Source organism: Bradyrhizobium sp. Pha-3 (genome assembly GCF_042258615.1).
Lineage (GTDB): Bacteria > Pseudomonadota > Alphaproteobacteria > Rhizobiales > Xanthobacteraceae > Bradyrhizobium.
Genome location: NZ_CP170152.1, coordinates 5,297,915 through 5,321,827, shown reverse-complemented (window position 1 = coordinate 5,321,827; position 23,913 = coordinate 5,297,915). Strand labels below are relative to the sequence as shown.

18 protein-coding genes are annotated in these 23,913 nt (G+C 64.0%); 11 read left to right on the top strand and 7 right to left on the bottom strand.

What is annotated here, in order from left to right; all coding sequences use genetic code 11:
- Positions 1 to 799: 799 nt before the first annotated feature.
- Positions 800 to 2,617 (top strand): carbamoyltransferase, encoded by a 1,818-nt coding sequence (locus ACE10Z_RS25365; protein ID WP_375783199.1) that lies wholly within the window; start codon positions 800 to 802, stop codon positions 2,615 to 2,617.
- A gap of 40 nt (positions 2,618 to 2,657) precedes the next feature.
- On the opposite strand, the gene ACE10Z_RS25360 is transcribed toward ACE10Z_RS25365, so the two are convergent.
- The 3 genes from ACE10Z_RS25360 to ACE10Z_RS25350 form a co-directional block, all read right to left on the bottom strand.
- Positions 2,658 to 4,106, bottom strand: a complete 1,449-nt coding sequence (locus ACE10Z_RS25360) for a SagB family peptide dehydrogenase (protein WP_375783198.1) — start codon at positions 4,104 to 4,106, stop codon at positions 2,658 to 2,660.
- A gap of 30 nt (positions 4,107 to 4,136) precedes the next feature.
- Positions 4,137 to 6,389, bottom strand: a complete 2,253-nt coding sequence (locus ACE10Z_RS25355) for a TOMM precursor leader peptide-binding protein (protein WP_375783197.1) — start codon at positions 6,387 to 6,389, stop codon at positions 4,137 to 4,139.
- 184 nt (positions 6,390 to 6,573) lie between these two features.
- Positions 6,574 to 6,981: a hypothetical protein gene (locus ACE10Z_RS25350; RefSeq protein WP_375783196.1), complete on the bottom strand. Its 408-nt coding sequence runs from the start codon at positions 6,979 to 6,981 to the stop codon at positions 6,574 to 6,576.
- A 266-nt stretch (positions 6,982 to 7,247) separates the two neighbouring features.
- On the opposite strand from ACE10Z_RS25350, the gene ACE10Z_RS25345 reads away from it, so the two are divergent.
- On the top strand, positions 7,248 to 8,138 hold the full coding sequence (locus ACE10Z_RS25345) for a VOC family protein (RefSeq protein WP_375783195.1): 891 nt from the start codon (positions 7,248 to 7,250) through the stop codon (positions 8,136 to 8,138).
- 9 nt (positions 8,139 to 8,147) lie between these two features.
- On the opposite strand, the gene ACE10Z_RS25340 is transcribed toward ACE10Z_RS25345, so the two are convergent.
- Positions 8,148 to 9,311 carry an OpgC domain-containing protein gene (locus ACE10Z_RS25340; RefSeq protein WP_375783194.1) on the bottom strand — a complete coding sequence of 388 codons (1,164 nt, stop codon included), beginning with the start codon at positions 9,309 to 9,311 and terminating at the stop codon, positions 8,148 to 8,150.
- Positions 9,312 to 9,553: 242 nt separating this feature from the next.
- On the opposite strand from ACE10Z_RS25340, the gene ACE10Z_RS25335 reads away from it, so the two are divergent.
- On the top strand, positions 9,554 to 9,859 hold the full coding sequence (locus ACE10Z_RS25335; RefSeq protein ID WP_223967722.1) for an ETC complex I subunit: 306 nt from the start codon (positions 9,554 to 9,556) through the stop codon (positions 9,857 to 9,859).
- A gap of 29 nt (positions 9,860 to 9,888) precedes the next feature.
- Here ACE10Z_RS25335 and ACE10Z_RS25330 read toward each other — a convergent pair whose 3' ends face one another.
- Together ACE10Z_RS25330 and ACE10Z_RS25325 are read right to left on the bottom strand one after the other, a co-directional pair.
- Complete coding sequence (locus tag ACE10Z_RS25330; RefSeq protein WP_375789918.1) at positions 9,889 to 10,386, bottom strand: Lrp/AsnC family transcriptional regulator; 498 nt, start codon at positions 10,384 to 10,386, stop codon at positions 9,889 to 9,891.
- 2 nt (positions 10,387 to 10,388) lie between these two features.
- Positions 10,389 to 11,042, bottom strand: coding sequence for a TetR/AcrR family transcriptional regulator (locus ACE10Z_RS25325; RefSeq protein WP_375783193.1), 654 nt, complete (start codon positions 11,040 to 11,042; stop codon positions 10,389 to 10,391).
- Between the two features lie 192 nt (positions 11,043 to 11,234).
- Between ACE10Z_RS25325 and ACE10Z_RS25320 the strand changes: the two genes are divergently transcribed.
- The 7 genes from ACE10Z_RS25320 to ACE10Z_RS25290 all read left to right on the top strand — a co-directional run bounded on the left by ACE10Z_RS25320 (position 11,235) and on the right by ACE10Z_RS25290 (position 21,786).
- Positions 11,235 to 12,407, top strand: coding sequence for an isovaleryl-CoA dehydrogenase (locus ACE10Z_RS25320; protein WP_375789917.1), 1,173 nt, complete (start codon positions 11,235 to 11,237; stop codon positions 12,405 to 12,407).
- 85 nt (positions 12,408 to 12,492) lie between these two features.
- Entirely contained in the window at positions 12,493 to 14,097 is a 1,605-nt protein-coding gene (locus tag ACE10Z_RS25315; protein ID WP_375783192.1) for a carboxyl transferase domain-containing protein, read from the top strand.
- Between the two features lie 14 nt (positions 14,098 to 14,111).
- Positions 14,112 to 16,121 (top strand): acetyl/propionyl/methylcrotonyl-CoA carboxylase subunit alpha, encoded by a 2,010-nt coding sequence (locus tag ACE10Z_RS25310; RefSeq protein WP_375783191.1) that lies wholly within the window; start codon positions 14,112 to 14,114, stop codon positions 16,119 to 16,121.
- A complete protein-coding gene (locus tag ACE10Z_RS25305; RefSeq protein ID WP_375783190.1) occupies positions 16,118 to 17,044 on the top strand; it encodes a hydroxymethylglutaryl-CoA lyase in 927 nt (308 codons plus the stop codon). The genes ACE10Z_RS25310 and ACE10Z_RS25305 overlap by 4 nt, the downstream gene beginning before the upstream one ends.
- A gap of 219 nt (positions 17,045 to 17,263) precedes the next feature.
- A complete protein-coding gene (locus ACE10Z_RS25300) occupies positions 17,264 to 18,835 on the top strand; it encodes a diguanylate cyclase (RefSeq protein WP_375783189.1) in 1,572 nt (523 codons plus the stop codon).
- 403 nt (positions 18,836 to 19,238) lie between these two features.
- Positions 19,239 to 20,963 (top strand): dihydroxy-acid dehydratase, encoded by a 1,725-nt coding sequence (gene ilvD, locus ACE10Z_RS25295; RefSeq protein ID WP_375789916.1) that lies wholly within the window; start codon positions 19,239 to 19,241, stop codon positions 20,961 to 20,963.
- Positions 20,950 to 21,786 carry a tetratricopeptide repeat protein gene (locus ACE10Z_RS25290; RefSeq protein WP_171947562.1) on the top strand — a complete coding sequence of 279 codons (837 nt, stop codon included), beginning with the start codon at positions 20,950 to 20,952 and terminating at the stop codon, positions 21,784 to 21,786. Before ilvD ends, ACE10Z_RS25290 begins: the two co-directional genes overlap by 14 nt.
- Positions 21,787 to 21,822: 36 nt before the next feature.
- Here the strand turns inward: ACE10Z_RS25290 and xth are convergent, their stop codons facing one another.
- Positions 21,823 to 22,614: an exodeoxyribonuclease III gene (gene xth, locus ACE10Z_RS25285; protein ID WP_375783188.1), complete on the bottom strand. Its 792-nt coding sequence runs from the start codon at positions 22,612 to 22,614 to the stop codon at positions 21,823 to 21,825.
- A gap of 162 nt (positions 22,615 to 22,776) precedes the next feature.
- Between xth and ACE10Z_RS25280 the strand changes: the two genes are divergently transcribed.
- On the top strand, positions 22,777 to 23,910 hold the full coding sequence (locus tag ACE10Z_RS25280; RefSeq protein ID WP_375783187.1) for an efflux RND transporter periplasmic adaptor subunit: 1,134 nt from the start codon (positions 22,777 to 22,779) through the stop codon (positions 23,908 to 23,910).
- Positions 23,911 to 23,913: the final 3 nt, after the last annotated feature.

Here is a 23,913-nt window from a genome sequence, read left to right as displayed (position 1 = left end):
GGCTCTTTCTTGCGTGCCGGAGATGAGCCGAGCCCCGGCGGGTGAGCCAAATCCCAGCAGGACAACCAAGCCGCAAAAAGAAAATCAGGTGCGCCGGGATGGACGCACCTGATTGATGTCCTCGATATCGCTTGTGTCGGTCGGGCGGTTGTTACCACCGACAAACGCGAACACCACGCGGGGTCCACCAGCAACGGGGACCGGCATAACCGCCGTAGTAGCCATAGCCGCGGCCATAACCATATCCGCGACCATAACCCCATCCGCGGCCGCGACCCCAGCCGCCGCGATACCCATAGCCACGTCCGCGCCATTGCGCCTGCGCAGACGACGTGGTGGCGCCGACCAGGATGGCAGAGGTACTTGCGACATAGACGAACAACAAAGCGACTGCTGCAAGGCAACGAGTCAGGATATTGTAGCGTTTAGTCATTCCGAAGATCTCCAGTCACTTCCAAACATCTGAACTGATGCTGGCTGTCTCGCTTGGACGCGCGACACCGGCATCCGGTTCGAGCATGCTAAGACAATATTTTCACTAAGGTTCTTGCGAGCTTTAACGACTCTATTGAGACCAACAGGTAAGGTCAAGTTACGTTCCCGCCTGCAAAGGATGATGTGGTTGCTACACTCATCTTGTCGTTCATCCGCCGTTCATCCTGTTCATCTTGCATTACGCCGATGTGATTTGTGCATCGCAGAAGCATAGATTTGCGAGCCGCGGAAAATGTCGTCGAGAACTTGAAGTCGACACGATCATGTTCTCTGAGAGTTTCAGAATCCTCCCCGAAGAGTGCCCATGCCGAAACAACACACCTACGTCCTTGGTCTCAACGTCTACGACCATGACGTGAGCGCCTGCCTGCTGCGTGACGGCGCGATTGCCTATGCGATTTCCAAGGAGCGCATCACCCGCGAGAAGCACGCCTCCGGCTTCTACAAGGAGGTCATCGACTACTGCCTGTCCGCCGAGGGCATCACGCTCGACGACGTCGATCTCGTGGTGAGCAACTGCTACATCCTGCCGGTGCCCGAGATGGAGGAGCGGATGCTCCACCAGGACATGCCGGGGTTCCTGCCGATCGCGGAGCGCAATGAGGCGATCAAGCACCCGCTGTTTCGCTCCAAGTCCGACAAGGTGGTGTCGATCTCGCATCACCTCGCGCATGCCTACAGCGCGTTCGCGGTGTCGCCGTTCAAGGAGGGCGTCGTGATGATCGTCGACGGCGTCGGCAACTACCAGGCCGACGCAATGGAAACCTGGCCGCGGGATGGGGCGTCGCCGCTCGCCCGCGAGTCCGAGAGTTACTACAGGTTCGACGACACCAGGCTCGAATGCCTGAAGAAGGTCTTCATGGAGCCGGCGCGCGGTCTCTTGTCGGACGAGTTCTACAACATGCCCGGTCTCGGCGCGCTGTACAGCCGGGTCTCGACCTATGTGTTCGGCGACTGGAACAAGTGCGGCGAGCTGATGGGGCTTGCGCCCTATGGCCGCCGTGAGCAGGTCGGCCATCTGCTCGAGATGAAGGACGGCAGGCTGCACGTGCCGTTCTGGGGCGCCGACAACGAGCAGCCTTTCGTGCTCGACAGCGGCAGCTGGGACAAGAGCCCGACGATGCGGCACTGGGAGGACATCGCCTGGCGGGTGCAGGACGACACCGAGAATGTGTTGCTGGCGCGGGCGCGCTGGCTCCGCGAGACCACCGGCGCGAAGAACCTCTGCATCGCCGGCGGCGTCGCGCTGAACTGCGTCGCCAACGGGCGCATCGCGCGCGAGGCTGGCTTCGAGAACGTCTGGATTCAGCCCGCCGCCGGCGACGACGGCATCGCCATCGGCTGCGCCTATTATGGCTGGCTCGAGATTCTCAAGCAGCGCCGCTCGTTCGTGATGGACCACGCCTATGTCGGCCGGCGCTACAGCGACGCCGAGGTCGCGACCGCGCTGCAAAGCTTCCTGGTGCGCATCCAGATCGACGCCAAGCGCAGCGACAATATCTGCCGCGACACCGCGAAGCTGCTCGCCGACCAGCGCGTGATCGGCTGGTTTCAAGGCCCCTCTGAATTCGGTCCGCGCGCGCTCGGCAACCGCAGCCTGATCGCCGATCCGCGCAAGGCCGAGATGAAGGACATCCTCAACAGCCGCGTCAAGCACCGCCAGGCCTTCCGCCCGTTCGCGCCGATCGTGCTGGCTGAGCGCATGAGGGAGATATTCGAGGGCGAGGAGGACTCGCCCTACATGCTGATCGCAAAGCCGGTACGCCCCGAATGGCGCGACAAGATTCCGGCGATCGTGCATGTCGACGGCTCGGCGCGGGTGCAGAGCGTGCGGGAAGGAACCAACCCGGCGCTCTATCGCCTGCTGAAGGAGTTCGAGGCGCTGACCGGCGTCCCGGTGCTGATCAATACCTCGTTCAACGTCAAGGGCGAGCCGATCATCGAGACGCCGCAGGATGCGGTGAGCTGCTTCCTCACCACCGGCATCGACAACCTCGTGCTGCACGACACGCTGGTGTCGAAGACCAAAATGCACAAGGTCGTCACGCCGGTCATGACGACGTTCGGCGATGTCGCCACCATCGTCTCCTCGACCACGCAGGACGGCAGCCGCGGCGGCTGATCACAGTCCTCCAGGCAAGCTTGTCGCGGCGGATCGAGGACTATCCGGCGGGAGGCGGTTCCATGCCGCGGCCCAGCCCGAACTGGCCGACGGGCCCCTCGACGTGAAAGTCGAGCCCGGTCATCTTCGCGAACAGATCGATATTGGCGGTGCCGATCGCACAGCCACCGAGGCCCAAATCCGTCGCCACCAGGTACAGCGTTTGGGTCAGGACGCCGACATCCTTCAGGATGAGCGCATAAGCGATGGCGCTGTACTTCCAGGAGATCCGGCCAAATCGCGCGGCGATCGTGATCAGGACCTGCGGTGGAGACGGCGCGTCCATGGCAAATCCCGCGCTTTGCAACATGGCCTCGAAGTGTTGTGGACGGACGTCGATGGCTGCCAACGCATGCGCATCGGCGTCGTAGTGATAGAAACCTCGCGTCAGGCCGTCGCAATTCGCGACGGCCAGATAGAGCTCAAGCTCGTAGGCGCTGCCCGCTGCCGGATACGGCCTGCTGGTATATTCGATATCGGGACCATCGTCGGCAAACTCCAACTGTCCGCTCCACTTCGCCCGGACCCGTGCGACCCTGTGCAGGAACGTCGAAAGTTCAGCCAACGTGATAGGCTTGTGATCGTCGAAATCGCGCGTCGAATGCCTGTCATGCAGCAGTTGTTCCAGCGACGAGGCGATGCGGTCGGATTCCGGCAGCTTGATGGTCTTACCGGGCCAGGCAGGTCGGATCGCGGGAAGCGGCGCAATCAGGCCGGTGTGGGGATAGAGGCCACCCAGCGGACTAGCCTGCCGGCCTTCCGTGCTGCGGGCATGGAACAGCAAGTCGTGAAAATCCCAGAGCACGAGGCCGTCATCGCCTTCCGCCTTTCGCAGCGTATCGCGTTTTGCAGCGTCGACCTCGACCAGGATTTGGCAGTCCAGCAGCAGCGCAAGCAATGCAGGGCCCGGATAGCCATCCAGACGTCGGATGCGGCTGATCTTCTGAGGAGTGGCAAGGATGGTCAGCAGGGCTGCAATCCGCGCATCATGGATCCTCAACAGTGCGTCGGCCCGCGGTGATTCCAGAACCATCTCGGTGCCACGCCGCCGAAGATAGGCGAAGCGTGACAGCACGACTGTTGCCGCATCGTCGAGCTTTGGCGTTCGCGGCCAGTAATCAGGGGTCTGCGGCTCGATCGTGACGAGATCATTGGCGTCGCCCGGACGCGTCAGGCGATATTCCAGCAGGCCGCGGCGTGCCAATTGCCGCATCAGGCGCTCGACCTCTCGCTCGACCGCGTCGCCTTCAGAGCGAGGGAGTGGCAGGCCTGCTCGCAGTTGGAGGGCGCGTTCCGCTGCGGCTGCGCTGAACGTTCCCAGAGGCTCCGAATAGCCTTCGACATGGGCCGCTATACTCCCACTAGGTTGCGCTTCCAGCGCGACGAGCGGGTTGAGCCGAACCAGGACAACCGGCGGCGTGGTGCGTGGCGATTTCTTTTTCTGGTACATTTTGCTGGGCGCGCGCACGCCGGCATCACCTCAAGTGTGCGGGAGAAATGGCGTCAACTCGCTTTCCAGCGATGGCCGATCGCGCAATCCGAGCTTGACGGGCACATCATAGAGCCGCCCCGGCGCGAAGCGGCGATAGAAATGGCGCATCCCGGGAACGATGACCCGGACCACCGGAACCTCGACGTCCGGTCGCGTCTGGTCGAGAGCCAGGAAGTCGAGACCCGCGCGAGCGGCGATATCAACGCAGGCATCCACCTGTGCACGGGTGTTGCCGAGCGGCACGTCTGTCGCGGCAGCCGGCGGGATGACGGGATTGGCACTTGGAATCAGGAACGGATATTCGTCGAGCCGCAGCGGATTGACGCCATCGAGGCTCGGCTTCTCGCCGCTGCCACCACCCATCAGACCGATGGAGAGGAACTGATTCAACTCGGTCAACGACCGCAGCAACGCGATGCGCGGATCGAAGTGAGCGCCCGAGCCGAACTCGATGTTTTCCTGACCGTTCTGCATCCAGTGCACGATCGCGACATAGGTCGGGACGCCGAGATCGCTGGTGATATCCAGCACCCAGAGCCGCCGGCCCGATTCCTCGAGTTGGGTCTTCAGATCGCGGACGTAGGAATCGTCGAACTGGTTCAGATCGACCGCAGCGCGTTGCGACCGGTTGTACCACCAGATCGCATAGGCGTCGCGCTCCATCAATTCGAGGAAGCCCTGCACGATGGCTTCCTCGCGGGTATTGCCGGCAGCACAGCCGTTGGAATCAGCGGCGAAGGCCGCCGGACCCTGATAGAAGAAATACAGCAGGCTGGTCGGAATCTGCCTGAACCGCTTGTCGCGCAACGACCAGACCGGTGACCATTCGATTTTCGCCGACGGATCAAACGGCTCGGGGGCGGGCTGGGTGTGGTGTGAGTCGTGGGGATCCGGCACGGCGCTGCTGCGGTACTGCTCGTCGCTGAAGAGCAGGATGTCGTTGGGACGGATTGCGTCGCCGGGGGGGAAGTCGGCGAAGCGCTTTCGGGCCCGGATCTCATCACCCTGGAAAATTCCCGAATATCGCTCGATTGCTTCCATCAGCGCGCTGGCCTCGCCTTGCTCGGCCGTGCTGCCCTTGCCGAAACTGCCGCCGCTCAGTCCGGCGCGGAGCTGATCCACGTTCTGCGCCGGCGCGGAGAAGTTATGTTGGGCATAGAAATTGGTGTTCATCGGCAGATCGACTTCGATCCGCTCCAGCCGCGTCACCACACCGGTGAGGGGGCTGACGTGCTTCTTGTACCGCGCCACCGTGGTGCGGGACGGAACGGTGCGATAGCCGCCGCTGGTCATGACCAGCTTGGCGCCGGGTCCCAATTCGACCGGCTGTGGTGACCGCCGCGGGTTTTGCAGTTTCTTGTTGCCGCAGGTTGGGCATTGCGGGCGCGCTGCCACGTAGTGCTTGGCAATGGTCGAGCCCAGCAAGTCGAGACTGACGATGTGATTGCGCAGATCGGTGCGGAAGCCGCTCGCGATCGCCTTGGCGACTTCAACCGCCGCAAAATGGATGGCGCTCTGTCCAACGGTGTGCTGTGCGAGCGGAGACACCGCGATCGCCCGCGCTCCGCCGCGATCCAGGAAGCCCTTGACCTCGCGGTTACGGATCATCCGGTCGTACAGGCAGGTCCAGCACGCGGTCTCGCCCGGGCTGAACATGGGGCCTACAAGGGGAAATACCCCGGAGGGCTGCACCAGCAACCAGGCTGATCCGTCGGACACGCGCTGCAGGTTGCGTTCGGCGAGCCGCCGATCGAGATAGTCGTTCACCAACGTAACCGTAAGGTCGGGCGATGTCTTGACGACGCGGACCCCCAGCTCATGCAATGCCTTGCTCAATTCGGCCGCGCCCTTGACGTCGATCGTCTCAAGTCGAACGCGGCAGTTGTGAAGGTTTTGTTCGGCTATCGCGTCGGGAAGGCCCAGGCTCGCCCAAAGCCCCGCCGCGGCGGTGCCGGGACCAGGCGATTTCGCGATCACATAGCGGCGGTCGAGCAGTCGCTTGATGGCTTCATTGATCTTGTCGGACGGAAACTTTCGTCCGAGCTTGTCCGTGAGCTTGGCGAGGCTGCATCCATTTGCACCGATTGCTGATGCCAGCGTGCAATAGAGCTCGCCATGGAGAAAGAACTTTCGATCTTCGGAATAGAGGCAGACAACCTCCGGAGGCAGCACGTAGGCCGTGAAATTGGGTGCGAACTGCAGAACGTCGTTGTTGGCGCGCTGGGTGGATTTGCCTGGCAAAGAATCGTTCCTGTGCAGCTTGTGGGTCGATCATTGAAGCGGGCGAGGCGCCGGCCCCGACACCTCCGCGCCATCGCCCGCAGCGAGCCGCGCAACGATACGGAGACAATACAAATTTGGCCGGGTCGACGTGTGTCGGACCCGGCCATGACGATCGATGTGTGTCAACGCGATGCTGTTTCGACTAGCAGATGCGGCAGGCGCCCCACGACAGACAGCAGCCGCCGCCGCAACCAGCGCAGCCACCGCAGCGACAGGCGCGGCAGCCACCGCAGCGACAGGCGCGGCAGCCACGGCAACCTCGGCAGCCGCCGCATCCGCGCCACGCCACCTGGACGCCGGCTCCGATGTCTTCCTTGTCGAACAGGTGGAACGTCGCCAGGCTGACGTCGGCGATTTCTTCTTCGCCGAGTGTGATGGCTTGCGTCGGTCCGTACTTCTGAGTCTGCGGCGCGTCTGCTGCCGGAACGGCGGATGCGGATGCACCCCCTACCAGCGAGAAAGTCAATCCGGCTGCACCCAAAGCGGGCACAGCGGCCTTGGTCATACGCTTGCTGGTCACACGCTTGGTCTTGGGGGCTTGCTTCGGCATGCTCGCATCCTCCATTCTAGACGTGTTGTCGAATTCAACTCTCGCGCAGTTGTACAAATTGTCGCAGCTGCATGCAAGACGCGCTGCGCGCACAGTCTCGCGAGGCGCTAGCGTCGTGCATCAAGTGCTGTCGTTCATCTTCGTTCCTAGGTTCATCTTGATGAACGCGATGATTGGCCGGCCTTGTCGCTCAGGCGCGATCGTTGACGATGTGGGAATTTGCATGCTGCACTGCGGTTGCCCCGCCGCCGAAGCGAGGGATCGGCATGGCTGATGATGGTGCGAGCTTCGCTTGGTATGAGCTGCTGACCACGGACGTGGGAGGCGCGAGTGCCTTTTACGGCAGCGTCCTCGGCTGGGTGACGAAGGATGCGTCTACACCGGCGATTTCTTACCAATTGTTCATGTCGGGCGAGCTCACCCGAAGCGGTCTGATGGAGTTGCCGGAGGAGGGCATACGCCAGGGCGCAACCCCGCGATGGATTGGTTATGTCGGTGTTGACGACATGGAGCTTGCGGTCCGCCGAATGCGAGAACGTGGTGGCGCCGTCTACGTGCCGCCGACCGGCACCAATATCGGCCGTATCTCGATCGTCGCCGATCCGCAGCGGGCGACGTTCGGATTGCTTAGCGGATCAAGGATCGCTCGGCCCGCGGTTGAAGGCCTCGATGCCCCTGGGCGGGTCGGCTGGCATGAACTGCTGGCTGCCGATTGGCGGAAGGCCTTTGGTTTCTACAGCGAGGTTTTCGGCTGGCGGCAGGTCGACAGCGACGTCGCCGGCGCCGAGTCCTACCAACTGTTCTCTGCTGGTGGGCAGACCATCGGTGGAATCTTCAACAAGCGTCCGCTCGAACCGATCCCGTTCTGGCTTTACTATTTCAACGTCGACGACGTCGACGCAGCCATCGTGCGAGTCAGGGCCGGTGGCGGACGGGTCTATGAGGGGCCGCTGGAGCTGCCGAACGGCAGTTGGATTGTTCGCTGCCTTGACCCGCAGGGCGCCACGTTTGCCCTGGAGGGAGCGCGCAGCTCCGATAGCATCGCGAAGGCGCCGGCGGCCGAGTATCGCTGGACCACCACCTGGGATGGGTTCACTTCGCAGGGCAGGTGGCGAAGCGGCCAGCCGGGTGGCAAAGGGCGGCGGCCGGGCAAATGACGCGCTTTGTCACGTTGCCTTTGCCGGCGCCGCGGGTTTCGGCGCCGGCGGCTTGATCGGCTTGTCCTGCCGCTTCGACCACGAGATGTAATAGGCCACGATCGTCATGATCGCGATGCCGGAGATGCTGACGAAGATCTGCGCGAACAGCGAGCCCGAGCTCATCGAGAGCTCGAAATGTCCGACAAAGGACAGAAACACGCCGACACAGAACACCGCGAGCGACTGCTGGCCGCAGACGATCACCGGATCGAACACCTTCCACTCCAGCGCCGACCAGTCCTTCGGGACGAAGCGGATGGCGAGCACCGTGATCACCACGAAGTGCAGGAAGCGATAGGGCGCGAGGTTGGTCTTGTCGTTCGGGTTGAAGGTCGAATAGAGCCAGTCCGGGAACATCGCGCCGAAGTCCGGAAAGCGGCCGGCCATCGTCATGATCAGGGCGAAGATCAGATAGGCGATGCAGAACCACAGCGTGTAGCGTGAATTGATGATGTGCATGTTCTGGCGCGCGCCGCCCATGGCGCACCACGAGCCGAACACGAACAGCACCTGCCAGGCGAACGGATTGAAGTACCAGGTCCCGGCCGGGTAGGCGGGCAGGTTCCAGCCCATGTGCCGCGACACCAGCCACAGCGCGAGCGAGGCCAGCATGGTCCAGTTCGGCTGCCGCAGCATGAACCACAGCACCGGCGGAAACAGCCCCATCAGCACGATGTAGAGCGGCAGCACGTCGAGATTGACCGGCTTGAACTTCAGGAAAAGTCCCTGGCGCAGCGTCTCGGTGGCGTTGTCGACGAGGCCCGCGACATTGAACTCGTTGATGATCTCGGAATCGCCGAAGCGTAGCGCCAGATAGCTGATCGAGGCGATGTAGATCACGAACAGGATGATGTGGGCGACGTAGAGCTGCCAGACCCGCTTGGTCAGCCTAGTGGCGCCGACGATGAAGCCCCGCTCCAGCATCATGCGGGCATAGACGAAGGACGCGGTGTAGCCGGAGATGAAGACGAACAGGTCCGCGGCGTCGCTGAAGCCGTAGTTCCGCGTCGTGATCCAGTTCACGATATTGTCGGGGATGTGATCGAGATAGATCGCCCAGTTCGCGATCCCGCGGAACAGGTCGAGCCGGAGGTCACGTCCTTTTTCGGGCAGGTGAGCGTGGATTTCCATGGGGCGCCGCTTCCTCGATATGATGCTGTCGAGAAGGCCGCGCCGCGGGCCCGGAGGACTCCAAATGGAAGCCTCCCGAGGCCAGATTGTCACAGCGCGGTAGAATGACTATACCGGTCCGGCGAAGGCTCCCTCCGAGATCGAGGAATCACCGATCAGATCGTTGAACGGTGTCTCTATACTATCCCGGCGGTTTCCTTCAAATCGCTTCCATATCGCACATCCCACGGGGCCGACCATCCATGACCGCACGCATTTTTAAGCCCGCCAAAAACGCGATGCAATCGGGACGTGCCAAGACCAAGGAGTGGCAGCTGGATTATGAGCCGGAGCAGCCGCGCACCGTGGAGCCCTTGATGGGCTGGACCTCGTCCACCGACATGAAGCAGCAGCTCACACTGCACTTCGAGACCAAGGAGGAGGCGGTCGCCTATTGCGAGCGCAAGGGCATCGCCTACCAGGTGATCGAGCCGAAGGATTCGGCGCACCGCCAGATCGCCTATGCCGACAATTTTGCATTCCGCCGCTGGGAGCCTTGGACGCACTAAGGTTGGATCTGGCCCATCAGGGCTGACGATCAGCTCGCAGGGCTTGGCGCGGCGAGGGCGCCCGGGATCGGCAGCGGCGCATCCTTGGAGACGCCGAGCACCGGAAAGCTTCTAATTTTACGCACGTTGGGCAGGCCGGCGAATTGCAGCAGCTGCTGACGCATGTCGTCGACGCTGGGTGCGACGCATCTCAGCATGAAATCGGCATCGCCCGATATCCGCCAGCATTGCAGGAAGCGCGGCACGGCCGCCACCGCGGCCTCGAACGCCTCGATCGCCGTCAGGGTCTGGCTGTCGAGCTGGATCAGGACGAAGGTCGTCACCTCATAGCCCAATAGCCGCTCGTCCAGCGTGGCGCGGATCGCCTGCACCACGCCGCGGCTGCGCAGGGCGCGGACCCGGCGCAGGCAGGGCGGGGCGGTGATGCCGACGCGCTCGGCGAGCTCGTTGATCCTGATCCGGCCGTCCCGCTGCAATTCGGACAGGATCCGCAGATCGATTTCATCGAGCTGTGGGCGCTCTGTCACAGTCACGAGCCCGCTACCGCAGTCCGCGGGCCCTTGATGCCGTTGCCGACCTGACCGAGCGCGGCCTGCGGCGCGACGCCCGACAGTACCAGCTTCTCGTGTGCCGCGATAATGGCATCGCGGGTCAGCCGGCCGCCGGGGCGGTACCAGGTGCACAGACCCGTCAGCAGCGCGATGATGGCAAACGTCGCGACCTGGATGTCGCCGACCTCGAACACGCCGTCCGAGACCCCCTCGGTGAGGATCTGCGCCAGCCGCTGCTCATAGGCGCCGCGCAACGTCACCACGGCCTCGTAGTTCTTCGCCTCGAGGCTGCGCAGTTCGGAATTGGCAATGAAGACCTCGCGCTTGCGGGTCATATGGTAGCTGACATGGAAGGCAACGAAGGCGCGCAGCCTTTCGACCGGATCGGCCTTGCCCTCCAGCGCGAGATCGAGCTCGCGCAGCAAATCGTTGATATGCTCCTGCACCAGATCGAACAGCAGGTCCTGCTTGGTTGAGATATGGTTGTAGAGTGAGCCGGCCTGGATGCCGACCTCGGCGGCGAGCTGGCGCAGGCTCATCGCCTCGTAGCCGCGCTCGAAGATCAGGCGCACGCCGGCCTTGCGGATCGCCTCCAGCGTCGTGGGGCCATGTGAGCCGATCGTACGTGCCATCGAGGCCTCGGAGGGATGTTGGCTTGTCAGGGAGTGCCGGAAACAAGCAAACGACCGTATGTATATCGCATGAAATCCCAGCGAATTCAATGAACTGCGGATTTCATACGCAAACCATAGCACAGTCGCTTGCGAAGCCAAGAAAAAAACGTATGATCGTTTAATTGCAGGATGAATCTCATGGGAGGGATCATGGCCTCGAACCGGGCGGCAATTTTCAATTTCGACCTTGGCGAGACCGCGGATGCGATCCGCGAGACGGTGCATGATTTCTCGACCAACGAGATCGCGCCGCGCGCCGCCGAGATCGATCGCTCCAACAGCTTTCCGCGCGACCTCTGGCCCAAGATCGGTGCGCTCGGGCTGCACGGCATCACGGTCGAGGAGGAGTTTGGCGGGTCGGGCCTCGGCTATCTCGAGCACTGCATCGCGGTCGAGGAGATCTCGCGCGCGTCGGCCTCGGTCGGGCTGGCCTACGGCGCGCATTCCAACCTCTGCGTCAACCAGATCCGCCGCAACGGCAACGAGGCGCAGAAGCGCAAATACCTGCCCAAGCTGATTTCCGGCGAGCATGTCGGATCGCTGGCGATGTCGGAGCCCTCCGCCGGCTCCGACGTGGTCTCGATGAAGACCCGCGCCGAGAAGAAGGGCGACCGCTTCGTGCTCAACGGCAACAAGATGTGGATCACCAACGGTCCCCATGCCGAGACGCTGGTGGTCTATGCCAGGACCGATGCTAACGCCGGCCCGCGCGGCATCACGGCCTTCATCATCGAGAAGGGCATGAAGGGATTCTCCACCGCGCAGAAGCTCGACAAGCTCGGCATGCGCGGCTCCGACACCTGCGAGCTGGTGTTCGAGGATTGCGAGGTGCCGGAGGAGAACGTGCTCTCCGAGGTCGGCCGCGGCGTCAACGTCTTGATGTCCGGTCTCGACTATGAGCGCGCGGTGCTGGCGGCGGGACCGATCGGCATCATGCAGGCCTGCATGGACGTCGTGCTGCCTTACGTCCACGAGCGCAAGCAGTTCGGCGAGCCGATCGGCTCGTTCCAGCTGGTGCAGGGCAAGATCGCGGACATGTACACCACGATGAACGCCTCGCGCGCCTATGTTTACGCGGTGGCAAAGGCCTGCGACCGCGGCGAGACCACACGTGAGGACGCCGCCGGCGCCATCCTCTATGCCGCCGAGAAGGCCACCCAATGCGCGCTGGACGCGATCCAGCTCTTGGGCGGCAACGGCTACATCAACGATTATCCGACCGGCCGGCTGCTGCGCGATGCCAAGCTCTACGAGATCGGCGCCGGCACCAGCGAGATCCGCCGCATGCTGATCGGCCGCGAGCTGTTCGCCAAGACGGCCTGAACTGCGCACCTGCCGTCGCGCCTTCCGCGCGGCGGCCCGCTCTCCCAAAATCCTGTCGGCTCCTCCAACGAAACGTGCAACAGCGATGCCGCTTCATTCGACGATCGATCCCACATCCTCCGAATTCGCCCGCAACGCCGATGTGATGCGCAGCCTGGTCGCGGAACTCCGCGACAAGCTCAAGCAGGTCGCCGGCGGCGGCGGCGAGACCTCGCGCAAGCGCCACACCTCGCGCGGCAAGATGCTGGCGCGCGATCGCGTCGATCTGCTGGTCGATCCCGGCACCGCGTTCCTCGAACTGTCGCCGCTCGCCGCCAACGGGCTGTATGGCGGCGACGTGCATTCGGCCAGCGTCATCACCGGCGTCGGGCGCATCTCGGGGCGCGAATGCATCATCGTCGCCAACGACGCCACTATCAAGGGCGGCACCTACTACCCGCTGACGGTGAAGAAGCATCTGCGCGCCCAGGACATCGCGCGGCAGAACAATCTGCCCTGCGTCTACATGGTGGATTCCGGCGGCGCGTTCCTGCCGCTGCAGGACGAGATATTTCCCGACGAGCGGCATTTCGGCCGCATCTTCTACAATCAGGCGCAGATGTCGTCGCAAGGCATCCCACAGATCGCCATCGTGATGGGCTCCTGCACCGCGGGCGGCGCCTATGTGCCTGCGATGTCGGACGAGAGCATCATCGTGCGCAACCAAGGCACGATCTTCCTCGGTGGCCCGCCGCTGGTGAAGGCTGCGACCGGCGAGGTCGTTACCGCCGAAGAGCTCGGCGGCGCCGACGTCCACTCCCGGCAGTCGGGCGTGACGGATCACTACGCGCAGAATGATGCGCACGCGATCGGGATCGCGCGCCGCATTGTCGGCACGCTGAAGCCGCCGGCGAAGGCGCCGCTCAACATGCGCACCGTCCAGGAGCCGCTGTTTCCCGCCGAGGAGATCTACGGCGTGGTCTCCGCCGACGGCCGCAAGCCGTTCGACGTGCACGACATCATCGCGCGGATCGTCGACGGCTCCGAATTCGACGAATTCAAGAAGCTGTACGGCACCACGCTGATCTGCGGCTTCGCCCATATCTGGGGCCATCCGGTCGGTATCATCGCCAACAACGGCATCCTGTTCAGCGAGAGCTCGCTGAAGGGTGCGCATTTCATCGAGCTGTGCTGCCAGCGCGGCATTCCCCTGGTGTTCCTGCAGAACATCACCGGCTTCATGGTCGGCAAGAAGTACGAGGCGGGCGGCATCGCGCGCGACGGCGCCAAGCTGGTGACGGCGGTTGCGACGGCCAGCGTGCCGAAATTCACTGTCGTGATCGGCGGCTCCTACGGCGCCGGCAATTACGGCATGTGCGGCCGCGCCTACAGCCCGCGCTTCCTCTGGCTGTGGCCGAACGCCCGCATCTCGGTGATGGGCGGCGAGCAGGCCTCGATGGTGCTGAGCCAGGTGCGGCGTGACGGCGTCGAGGCCAAGGGCGAGAGCTGGTCGGCGGAAGAGGAAGACAAATTCCGCGAGCCGATCCGCGCGCAATACGAGAAGCAGGGCAATCCCTATTACGCCACCGCGCGGCTCTGGGACGACGGCGTGATCGATCCCGCCGACACCCGCCTGGTGCTCGGACTCGGCCTGTCGGCCGCGGCCAACGCGCCGATCGAGCCGACGAAATTCGGCCTGTTCAGGATGTGACCCAGGATCTGACCATGGACCGCTCAAAACTCTACCGGCGCTTCCGGACGCTTCTGATCGCCAACCGCGGCGAGATCGCCTGCCGCGTCATCCGCTCGGCGCGCGCCATGGGGCTGCGTACGGTCGCGGTTTATTCCGAGGCCGACCGCGACGCGATGCATGTCGCGCTCGCCGACGAGGCCGTGCTGCTCGGGCCCGCGCGGGCGCGCGACAGCTATCTGAACATCGAGCACGTGATCGCGGCTGCAAAAGAGACCGGCGCCGAGGCCGTGCATCCCGGCTACGGCTTCCTGTCCGAAAACGCCGAGTTCGCGCAGGCCTGTCTCGAGGCCGGCCTGGTGTTCGTCGGCCCGACCGCCGAGATGATGACCGCGATGGGCTCGAAATCCGGATCGAAGGCGCTGATGGAGAAGGCCGGCGTGCCGCTGGTGCCCGGCTATCACGGCGAGGCGCAGGACGAGGCGATCCTGGCGGAGGCCGCCAACCGGATCGGATTCCCGGTGCTGGTGAAGGCGTCGGCCGGCGGCGGCGGCCGCGGCATGCGCGTGGTGAATTCGGCGGCCGATCTTGCAGCCGCGATCACCAGCGCCAAGCGCGAGGCCAAGGCGGCGTTCGGCGACGACCGCATGCTGATCGAGAAGTACGTGCAGAACCCGCGCCATATCGAGGTGCAGATCATCGGCGACAGCCACGGCAATCTGCTCTCGCTGTGGGAGCGCGAATGCACGCTGCAACGCCGGCACCAGAAGGTGATCGAGGAAGCGCCGTCGCCGACGCTCAACGCCGCGCAGCGCGAGACGGTCTGCGAGGCCGCCCGCAAGGCGGCCGGCGCAGTCAACTATGTCGGCGCCGGCACGATCGAGTTCGTCTCCGACGGCAAGGACGTCTTCTTCATCGAGATGAACACGCGTTTGCAGGTCGAGCATCCCGTCACCGAGCTGATCACTGGCGTCGATCTCGTCGAGTGGCAGCTGCGCGTCGCGTTCGGCGAGGCGCTGCCGCTGAAGCAGGACGAGATCAGGCTGAACGGACACGCCATCGAGGCCCGCGTCTACGCCGAAAACCCGCAGAAGAACTTCATGCCCTCGGTCGGCCGTATCAAGACCTGGCGCACGCCGCCGGAGGGCGACGGCCTGCGCATCGATGCCGGCTATCGCAGCGGCGACAACGTCTCGCCGTACTACGACGCGATGCTCGCCAAGGTGATTGCCTGGGCGCCGACGCGCGAGGGCGCGATCGAGAAGCTCAACCGCGGGCTCGAAGGGACCGATGTCCGCGGCATCGTCACCAACATTCCGTTCCTGTCGGCGCTGGTGACGCATCCGGACACCAGGGCCAACGCGATCGATACCGGCTTCATCGAGCGCGAGCTGAAGAACCTGACTTCAGGCACCGGCGCGGCCGGTGAGTTCGAGCTGTGTGCGGCGGTGGCCGCGATCGTCAACGACGAGCAGAAAGCGGCGCGGAGCGAGGCGAACTCGCCCTGGCAGGCCTTCGGCTGGATGCCGGTCGGCCGCCGCCAGCGGGTGTTTTCGTTCCGGCAAGGCCATGAGCCGGCCCGCACCATCACGCTGCACTATGGCAACGGACCGTCGACGCTTTCCGTCGGCGGGCATGAGATCGCCTTTGCCATCTCGTCGGCCGGCGAGGATGGCTTCGACCTGACATTCAACGGTATCAAGTCGCGCGTCGCCTCGGTCGTCGAGGGCCACGAACTTTACTTGCGCACCCGCAACGGCCGTTTCGATCTGCACTGGGTCGATCCGTTCGGCGGCGAGAGCGAGGAGCAGGTCGGCGAGGACAAGATCGTCGCGCCCTTGCCGGGCACCGTGGTCGCGCTGCTGGCCGAGGAGGGCGCGACGCTGGAGAAGGGCGCGCCGATCCTCACGCTCGAAGTGATGAAGATGGAGCAGACCCTGCGCGCGCCTTATGCCGGCGTGCTGAAGAAGCTCAAATGCAAGGTCGGCGACATCGTCGGCGAGGGCGTCGAGCTTGCCGAAGTCGAGCCCGCGGCCGCGTCATGAGCGATCAGATCCACATCGTTGAGATGGGGCCGCGCGACGGCCTGCAGAACGAGAAGACGCCGGTCAGCGTCGAGGCGCGCATCGCCTTCGTCGAGGCGTTGGTGGCGGCGGGGCTTAAAACAGTCGAGGTCGGCGCCTTCGTGTCGCCGAAGGCGATCCCGCAGATGGCAGGCTCCGACCAGGTGCTGCGCGGCGTCAGCCAAATCAGGGACAAGGTCAAGGACGCCGAATTCCACGTGCTGGTGCCGAACGAGAAGGGCTATGACGCCGCGCGCGGGGCCGGCGCCCAGGTGGTCTCGGTGTTTGCGGCGGCCTCCGAAGGGTTTTCGCGCGCCAATATCAATTGCTCGATCGCGGAATCGATCGAGCGCTTCAAGCCGGTGCTGGCGCGCGCCAAGGCCGATGGCGTCAAGGTGCGCGGCTATATCTCCTGCGTGCTCGGTTGTCCGTTCGACGGCGAGATCAAGCCGAAGGCGGTTGCCGATCTCGCGATGACCCTGTGGGACCTCGGCTGCTACGAAATCTCGCTTGGCGACACCATCGGCGTCGGCACGCCGCTGAAGGCCAAGGAGATGCTGCGTGCGGTCGGCGCCGAGCTTCCGGTCGCCAACCTCGCGATGCATTTCCACGACACCTATGGCCAGGCGCTCGCCAATCTCTATGCCGGCATGGAGGAGGGTGTGCGCGTCATCGATGCCGCCGCCGGCGGCCTCGGCGGTTGCCCCTATGCGCCCGGCGCCACCGGCAACGTCGCGACCGAGGATGTCGTCTACATGCTCGAAGGCATGGGCGTGAAAACCGGTGTCGATGTGGACAAGCTGCTGGCCACGACGAACGAGGTCGCCGGTTTGCTCGGCCGTCCGCCGGTCAGCCGCGTCGCCTCCGCGCTGAACGCGAAACGGAAGCGCCTCGGCGGATCGTAGTTCTCCACGGCAAGGGTTCCGGGAACCGCAAGCTGGAACCCGTTTTGCAGCGCATACCGCCTTCGTTTTCTGCTCTGGGTCAAAACGCCCCGAAAGCGTTCATGGCTTGGTGACTCAAACATGCTGAGGTGAGGGGGCTCGCAATTGCTCCAGGTGCGTCTCGCCATGTCCGGACAGGTGTCAGCTTCCCGCGGCCGAACGTTTTTGGCCGGAAAGATCGTGTTCAATTTCGGTCGGTCGGCCTTCGATTGCACGGTCCGGCAGCTCACCGATACCGGAGCGACCGTGGAACTCGAGAGTGTCGTCGGCATTCCCGACCAGGTCCAGCTGCTGATCGTCGGCACCAATCAGGTGAGGCCATGCAAACGGCTGTGGCAATCGGACCGCCAGCTGGGGCTGGTGTTTGAGGCGCAGCAGGCGAATGCTGCGGCACCCGTGCCTGCCGCGCCCGCCGCTCCTGCGCCGGCCGCCATTCCGGAGCGGCGCAGCGGCGATATTCTGCGCGGGCACATGCTGACGCTGCGTGCGGCGCTCGATCAGATCCCGGTCGGCATCCTGCTCCTCGACGCGGAACTGAAAGCCCTGTTCATCAACCGCGCATTCCGGAACATGTGGCAGCTTCCGGACGCAGTTGCCGACCGCAATCCCAGCTTCACCGATCTGATGCATCACGGCTGCAAGACCATGGCCTATGAGCTGCCGGCTGAGCAGCTTCAAGCCTATGTTGCCGAACGCGTCCGCCTCGTCAGCGTCGGCGACGCAAACCCGATCGATCTCAGGCGCAGCAATGGCGATGTGGTGCGGTGTCAGTGCACGCCGCTGCCCGACGGCGGCAGGATGGTGAGCTACACGCCCGTGACCGACATCGTGCGCGCATCGGACAAGTTGAAGGTGCTGACCGGTGCGCTCGAGAACGTGGAGGACGGCGTCGTCCTGCTCGATCGCGATCTCAATGCGATCTTCCTCAACCGGCGAATGCGGGAATTCTGGGAGGTGAGCGAGGAGGAGGTGGCGCGGCATCCGGCATACCTCACGCTGATCACCCGCAATCGCCGGGCAGTCCCAACCGGCTCGACGCCCGAGCAAATCAGAGCCTTTCCGGCGAAGCGGATCGCGGAGATCAGGGCGGGCGATCACAAGCGCGACGTCCAGACGCCTGACGGCCGCAACATCAGGATCCATTGCTCGACGATGGCGAACGGCGGCCGGATGCTGACCTTTGTCGACGTGACCGATCTAGTCGGTAACGCGCGACAGCTCGAGGTGCTCGCGACCACCGATCCGCTCACCGGACTGTTCAACCGCAGGCACTTCCTGACGACGCTGGATGCAGAATGGAGCCGGTTCCAGCGCTACTATCGTTCCGTCTCCGTCCTGATGGTCGATATCGATCACTTCAAGAGCATCAATGACCAGTTCGGTCATGCGGTCGGCGACGAAGCCATCAAGGCCGTCGCCGAGATTTGCACGCGCGGCAAGCGCAAGTCCGACGTTGTCGGCCGTGTCGGAGGCGAGGAGTTCGCGGTTCTGCTGCCGGAAACGACATTGTCGCGCGCCCGGACCGTCGCCGAGCGCATTCGCAAGAGGGCGGAAGGATTGGCGTTGGGGACGGATGATCGTCCGGTGCGACTGACGGTGAGCATCGGCGTTGCCGAGGCCTTCACCAGCATGCCCGGGATACAGGCGCTGATGAAGGCCGCCGATGCCGCGCTCTACCGGGCCAAGGAGCGGGGCCGGAATCGTGTCGAGTGCTGGGCGCCTCCGGCGCCACCGAAGTTGGCGGCCGAGTAGATTGTTGGTTGGGCGGAGCGACTTGTCCGCCGTAGCTCAAAGAGCGCAGGCATAGCCATTGTGTCTCGACGCGCCCTCTATGCAAGAGAGGGCGGCAATTCAATCCACAACTCGAGCGAGCTTCGTCACGGGACGGCAACTCCACGGCTGCTTGGTCAGATGTATGTCAGGTTCCCATAAGAGCCGATAATATATCGTTGCCTGGGAGCCACGATTGTTGCGCCATCGCAACAGTTACTGGGCATTTAACCCTAAACACAGCCGGTCCGTAGTCACGCCGCTTTTTAGCCACACCCTGACATGAAAGGATATTTACCTAGCTGAATAGCCAGCGCTCGCGACGACGGGACTTTTGATCGGTTCCGGCGTTGTTGGAGGAAAGAGCGCCGGGAACAGGGTCGCGATGGACGCCAAAACGAACATCAAGGGCAGGTTGCCGAGCCGTCACGTGACGGAGGGGCCCCAGCGCGCACCGCATCGTTCCTATCTCTATGCGATGGGGCTGACGACAACCCAGATTCATCAACCCTTTGTCGGCGTTGCTTCATGTTGGAATGAAGCTGCTCCCTGCAACATTTCGCTGATGCGCCAGGCGCAGGCGGTGAAGAAGGGCGTGGCGTCCGCCGGCGGCACGCCGCGGGAATTCTGCACCATCACCGTCACCGACGGCATCGCGATGGGCCATGACGGTATGCGCTCGTCGCTGCCGTCGCGCGAATGCATCGCCGATTCGGTCGAGCTGACCGTCCGCGGTCACTCGTATGACGCGCTGGTCGGGCTCGCCGGCTGCGACAAGTCGTTGCCGGGCATGATGATGGCGATGGTCCGGCTCAACGTCCCCTCGATCTTCATCTACGGCGGCTCGATCCTGCCCGGCAACTTCCGCGGGCAGCCGGTGACCGTGCAGGACATGTTCGAAGCGGTCGGCAAGCACTCGGTCGGCGCCATGTCGGACGAGGACCTCGACGAGATCGAGCGGGTGGCGTGCCCGTCAGCCGGCGCCTGCGGCGCCCAGTTCACCGCCAACACCATGGCGACCGTCTCCGAGGCGATCGGCCTCGCGCTGCCGTACTCGGCCGGGGCCCCGGCGCCTTACGAGATCCGCGACGCCTTCTGCGCCGCCGCCGGCGAGAAGGTGATGGAGCTGATCGAGAAAAACATCCGGCCCCGCGACATCGTCACCCGGGAAGCTCTTGAAAATGCTGCAGCCGTGGTTGCAGCCTCAGGTGGTTCGACCAATGCTGCGCTGCACCTGCCGGCGATCGCCCATGAGTGCGGCATAAAATTCAATTTGTTCGACGTTGCCGAAATCTTCAAAAAGACTCCTTACGTCGCGGATTTGAAGCCGGGCGGCCGTTATGTTGCCAAAGACATGTTTGAAGTTGGTGGCATTCCGCTGCTGATGAAAACGCTGCTCGACAATGGCCACTTGCACGGGAATTGCCTGACCGTCACTGGCCGAACGATCGCCGAAAACCTCAAAAGCGTGAAATGGAATCCGCGCCAGGACGTGGTGCGGCCCGCCGACAATCCGATCACCGTGACAGGTGGCGTTGTCGGGCTGAAGGGTAATCTCGCTCCGGAGGGTGCGATCGTGAAGGTCGCGGGAATGTCCAACCTGAAGTTTACCGGTCCGGCCCGGTGCTTCGACCGCGAGGAAGACGCCTTCGAGGCGGTGCAGAAGCGCACCTACAAGGAAGGCGAAGTGATTGTGATCCGCTACGAGGGGCCGAAGGGCGGTCCCGGGATGCGGGAGATGCTGGCGACCACGGCGGCGCTGACCGGGCAGGGGATGGGCGGCAAGATTGCCCTGATCACCGATGGCCGGTTCTCCGGCGCCACCCGTGGCTTCTGCATCGGCCATATTGGACCTGAAGCGGCCGTCGGCGGGCCGATCGGGTTGTTGCAAGACGGCGACATCATCGAGATCGATGCGGTCGCCGGCACCCTTAACGTAAATTTGAGCGACGCCGAACTCGCAAATCGTAAGACCAAATGGGCCCCTCGCGCGACGAACCATACATCTGGTGCGCTGTGGAAGTACGCCGAGCAAGTGGGGCCGGCGGTGGATGGTGCAGTCACCCATCCGGGTGGCGCGTACGAGAAACAGTGTTATGCGGACGTTTAAGCGTGCGATATTTGCGTTTGCGTTAGGGGCCATTCCGGTGGCGGGCCCCGGATTCGGATTCGACGGCGCCCCGGTCAGCCCCCAGGATACCGTTCTTCCGGTGGTCGCTCCGCAGCCCGGCTCAGCCGCTGCGCTGAAGCGCGCCGCAACGCCGGTTGCTCCTGCGGCGACCTCGCCGACCTCCTCCTTCAGCACGCTGCAATACCAGGCCGAGGGCGGTCACCCCGTGGCGCAGTGGAAGCTCGGCAAGATGTACGCGGAGGGCGACGGCGTCATCCAGGACGACATGCGCGCCTTCGAGTATTTCAGCCGGATCGCCAATGCGCATGCCGAGGATTCGCCGTCGGCGCCGCAGGCCTCGATCGTCGCCAACGCCTTCGTGGCGCTCGGCCGCTATTATCTGAGCGGCATTCCCAATTCCAAGGTCAAGGCGGACACCGAACGGGCGCGCGAGATGTTCTCCTATGCCGCGTCCTATTTCGGCAATGCCGACGCCCAGTACGACCTTGCCCGGCTGTACCTGAAGACGCCGGACGCCTCGCGGGACGATTTCCGCTATGGCGCGCGCTGGCTCGGGCTGGCTGCCCAGAAGGGCCAGCATCAGGCACAGGCGCTGCTTGGCCAGATGCTGTTCAACGGCGACCGGCTGCCACCGCAGCGGGCGCGTGGCCTGATGTGGCTGACCCTGGCGCGCGACAGCGCGACGCCGGAAGAGGCCTGGATCAAGGAAAGCTACAACCGGGCGATCGCCAAGGCGTCCGAAGACGACCGCGCGATGGCGCTACAGATGCTCGAGCACTGGGTGCAGGGTCGCCGCGATTAGAGGCCGCCGGGATTGATCCGCGGGCGGCCGGCGGGCTCAAGCGGTCTCGAAATCGAGATCGGCCCAGACCGGGACATGGTCGGACGGCTTCTCCCAAGCGCGGACATAGCTGTCGATCCCGACATCGATCAGCCGGTCGCTCGCCTGCGGCGACATCAGGAGATGGTCGATGCGCAGGCCCCAGTTCTTCTGCCAGGCGCCGGCCTGGTAGTCCCAGAAGGTGTACTGGCCGGGCTCATCGTTGACCGCGCGCAGCGCATCGGTGAGGCCGAGGCCGAGCAGCGACTGGAATGCTTCGCGGGTCTGAGGCCGGAACAGGGCGTCATCGGCCCAGGCGGCAGGGTTGTAGACGTCACGCGCCGCCGGAATGACATTGAAGTCGCCGGCCAGGATCAGCGGCTCCTCGGCCTTAAGGCGCTCCCGCGTGTACTCAAGAAGCCGCGACATCCACTTGAGCTTGTAGGGATATTTGTCGGTATTGGCGGGGTTGCCATTGGGCAGATAAAGGCACGCGACCCGCACCACACCCTGCTTCAGCGTGACGACGCCTTCGAGGAAGCGGGCATGGGCGTCCTCGTCGTCGCCGGCGAGGCCCGATTTGGTCTCGTCGAACGGCAGCTTCGAGAGCAGTGCGACGCCGTTGAAGGTCTTCTGGCCGTGGGTGACGACATTATATCCGAGCGCCTCGACCTCGAGCCGGGGGAATGCGTCGTCGACGCATTTGATCTCCTGCAGGCAGACGAGGTCGGGGGAACACTCCTTCAGCCAGCTGACCAGAAGTTCGATCCGTTGCCGGACCGAGTTGACGTTCCACGTAGCGATGCGCATGCAAGTGACCGGATTGAAGCCGCAGGATTTTACTTAGGTGGCATACCATGGGCGGTTCGCCTGTGCTAACCCTCTCCAGAAACAAGGCGTAACAATTGCCGATGGGGGAGTTGCGAAGCGTCCCGGCCTTCAAGGCCAGTGGGCGGCGCACGTGCAAGGCGTATGAAAAAACGCAATTTGGTTCTGACTGTCGCTGTTCTCGGCATTGCGGCCGGGGCGGCTTACATGACCCGCACTTCTTGGATGGGGGGCGGTGCCGCCACCGCGCAAGGGACGCCGCGGCCGCGGGTGGTCTCGGTGGATCTCGCCAAGGCCGAGCGCAGATCGGTGCCGGTCGATGTCGATGCGATCGGAACGGTCACGCCGATCTCCAGCGTGGCGCTGAAGTCGCGGCTGGAAACCACCATCGTCTCGGTGCACTTCGAGGACGGCGCCAAGGTCAACGAGGGCGACCTGCTGTTCATGCTCGACGCGCGGCAGATCGACGCGCAGATCGAGCAGGCCGAGGGCGTCCTGGCCCGCGACCAGGCCCAGCTCGAGGGCGCGCAGCGCGACCTCCGCCGCTATACGGAGCTCGTCGGCAAGGGCGCCACCACGCAGGTCAATCTCGACAATGCCAAGACCCAGTCCGACGTCCTGATCGGCACCATCAAGGCCGACCAGTTCGCGCTGGAAAACCTCCGCGTCCAGAAGAGCTACACCGTGATCCGTGCGCCGTTCACCGGGCGGATCAGCGCCGCCAACGTCAAGGTCGGGAACTTCGTCCGCCCCGCCGACACCCAGCCGCTCGCCGTCATCAACCAGATGGCGCCGGTCTATGTCACCTTCGCCATTCCCCAGCGCGCGCTGGTCGATCTGCGCGACGCCATGGGGAAGGACGATCCCAGGGTGATCGCGACCATTCCCGGCCACCAGCGCTCCGAGAGTGGCAAGGTCGCGATGGTCGAAAACGCCGTCGATGCGACCACCGGCATGGTCACGGTGCGCGGCATCATGAACAATGCGGGCGAGACGCTGTGGCCCGGCACCATCGTGCAGACCAAGCTGATCATCCGCAGCGAAGACGCGGTCGTGGTGCCGACGGTCGCAGTCCAGCGCAGTCAGAACGGCAATTTCGTTTTCGTCGTCCAGGACGGCGTCGCCAAGGTCCGGCCGGTCAAGGTCGATCGCACCTTCCAGGGCTCGTCGGTGATCTCTGACGGATTGGCGGGCGATGAAAGCATCGTTGTCGACGGTCAGCTGCTGCTGTCGGAAGGATCGCGGGTCGAGCTGCGGGCGCGCAAGGCCGGAGCCTGACCG

Excerpts from the sequence above, each read along its gene's own strand:
- ACE10Z_RS25365 (WP_375783199.1), top strand. The coding sequence starts at position 800 with ATGCCGAAACAACACACCTACGTCCTTGGTCTCAACGTCTACGACCAT.
- ACE10Z_RS25360 (WP_375783198.1), bottom strand. The coding sequence starts at position 4,106 with ATGTACCAGAAAAAGAAATCGCCACGCACCACGCCGCCGGTTGTCCTG.
- ACE10Z_RS25350 (WP_375783196.1), bottom strand. The coding sequence starts at position 6,981 with ATGCCGAAGCAAGCCCCCAAGACCAAGCGTGTGACCAGCAAGCGTATG.
- ACE10Z_RS25345 (WP_375783195.1), top strand. The coding sequence starts at position 7,248 with ATGGCTGATGATGGTGCGAGCTTCGCTTGGTATGAGCTGCTGACCACG.
- ACE10Z_RS25340 (WP_375783194.1), bottom strand. The coding sequence starts at position 9,311 with ATGGAAATCCACGCTCACCTGCCCGAAAAAGGACGTGACCTCCGGCTC.
- ACE10Z_RS25335 (WP_223967722.1), top strand. The coding sequence starts at position 9,554 with ATGACCGCACGCATTTTTAAGCCCGCCAAAAACGCGATGCAATCGGGA.
- ACE10Z_RS25325 (WP_375783193.1), bottom strand. The coding sequence starts at position 11,042 with ATGGCACGTACGATCGGCTCACATGGCCCCACGACGCTGGAGGCGATC.
- ACE10Z_RS25320 (WP_375789917.1), top strand. The coding sequence starts at position 11,235 with ATGGCCTCGAACCGGGCGGCAATTTTCAATTTCGACCTTGGCGAGACC.
- ACE10Z_RS25315 (WP_375783192.1), top strand. The coding sequence starts at position 12,493 with ATGCCGCTTCATTCGACGATCGATCCCACATCCTCCGAATTCGCCCGC.
- ACE10Z_RS25310 (WP_375783191.1), top strand. The coding sequence starts at position 14,112 with ATGGACCGCTCAAAACTCTACCGGCGCTTCCGGACGCTTCTGATCGCC.
- ACE10Z_RS25305 (WP_375783190.1), top strand. The coding sequence starts at position 16,118 with ATGAGCGATCAGATCCACATCGTTGAGATGGGGCCGCGCGACGGCCTG.
- ilvD (WP_375789916.1), top strand. The coding sequence starts at position 19,239 with ATGGACGCCAAAACGAACATCAAGGGCAGGTTGCCGAGCCGTCACGTG.
- ACE10Z_RS25290 (WP_171947562.1), top strand. The coding sequence starts at position 20,950 with ATGCGGACGTTTAAGCGTGCGATATTTGCGTTTGCGTTAGGGGCCATT.
- xth (WP_375783188.1), bottom strand. The coding sequence starts at position 22,614 with ATGCGCATCGCTACGTGGAACGTCAACTCGGTCCGGCAACGGATCGAA.
- ACE10Z_RS25280 (WP_375783187.1), top strand. The coding sequence starts at position 22,777 with ATGAAAAAACGCAATTTGGTTCTGACTGTCGCTGTTCTCGGCATTGCG.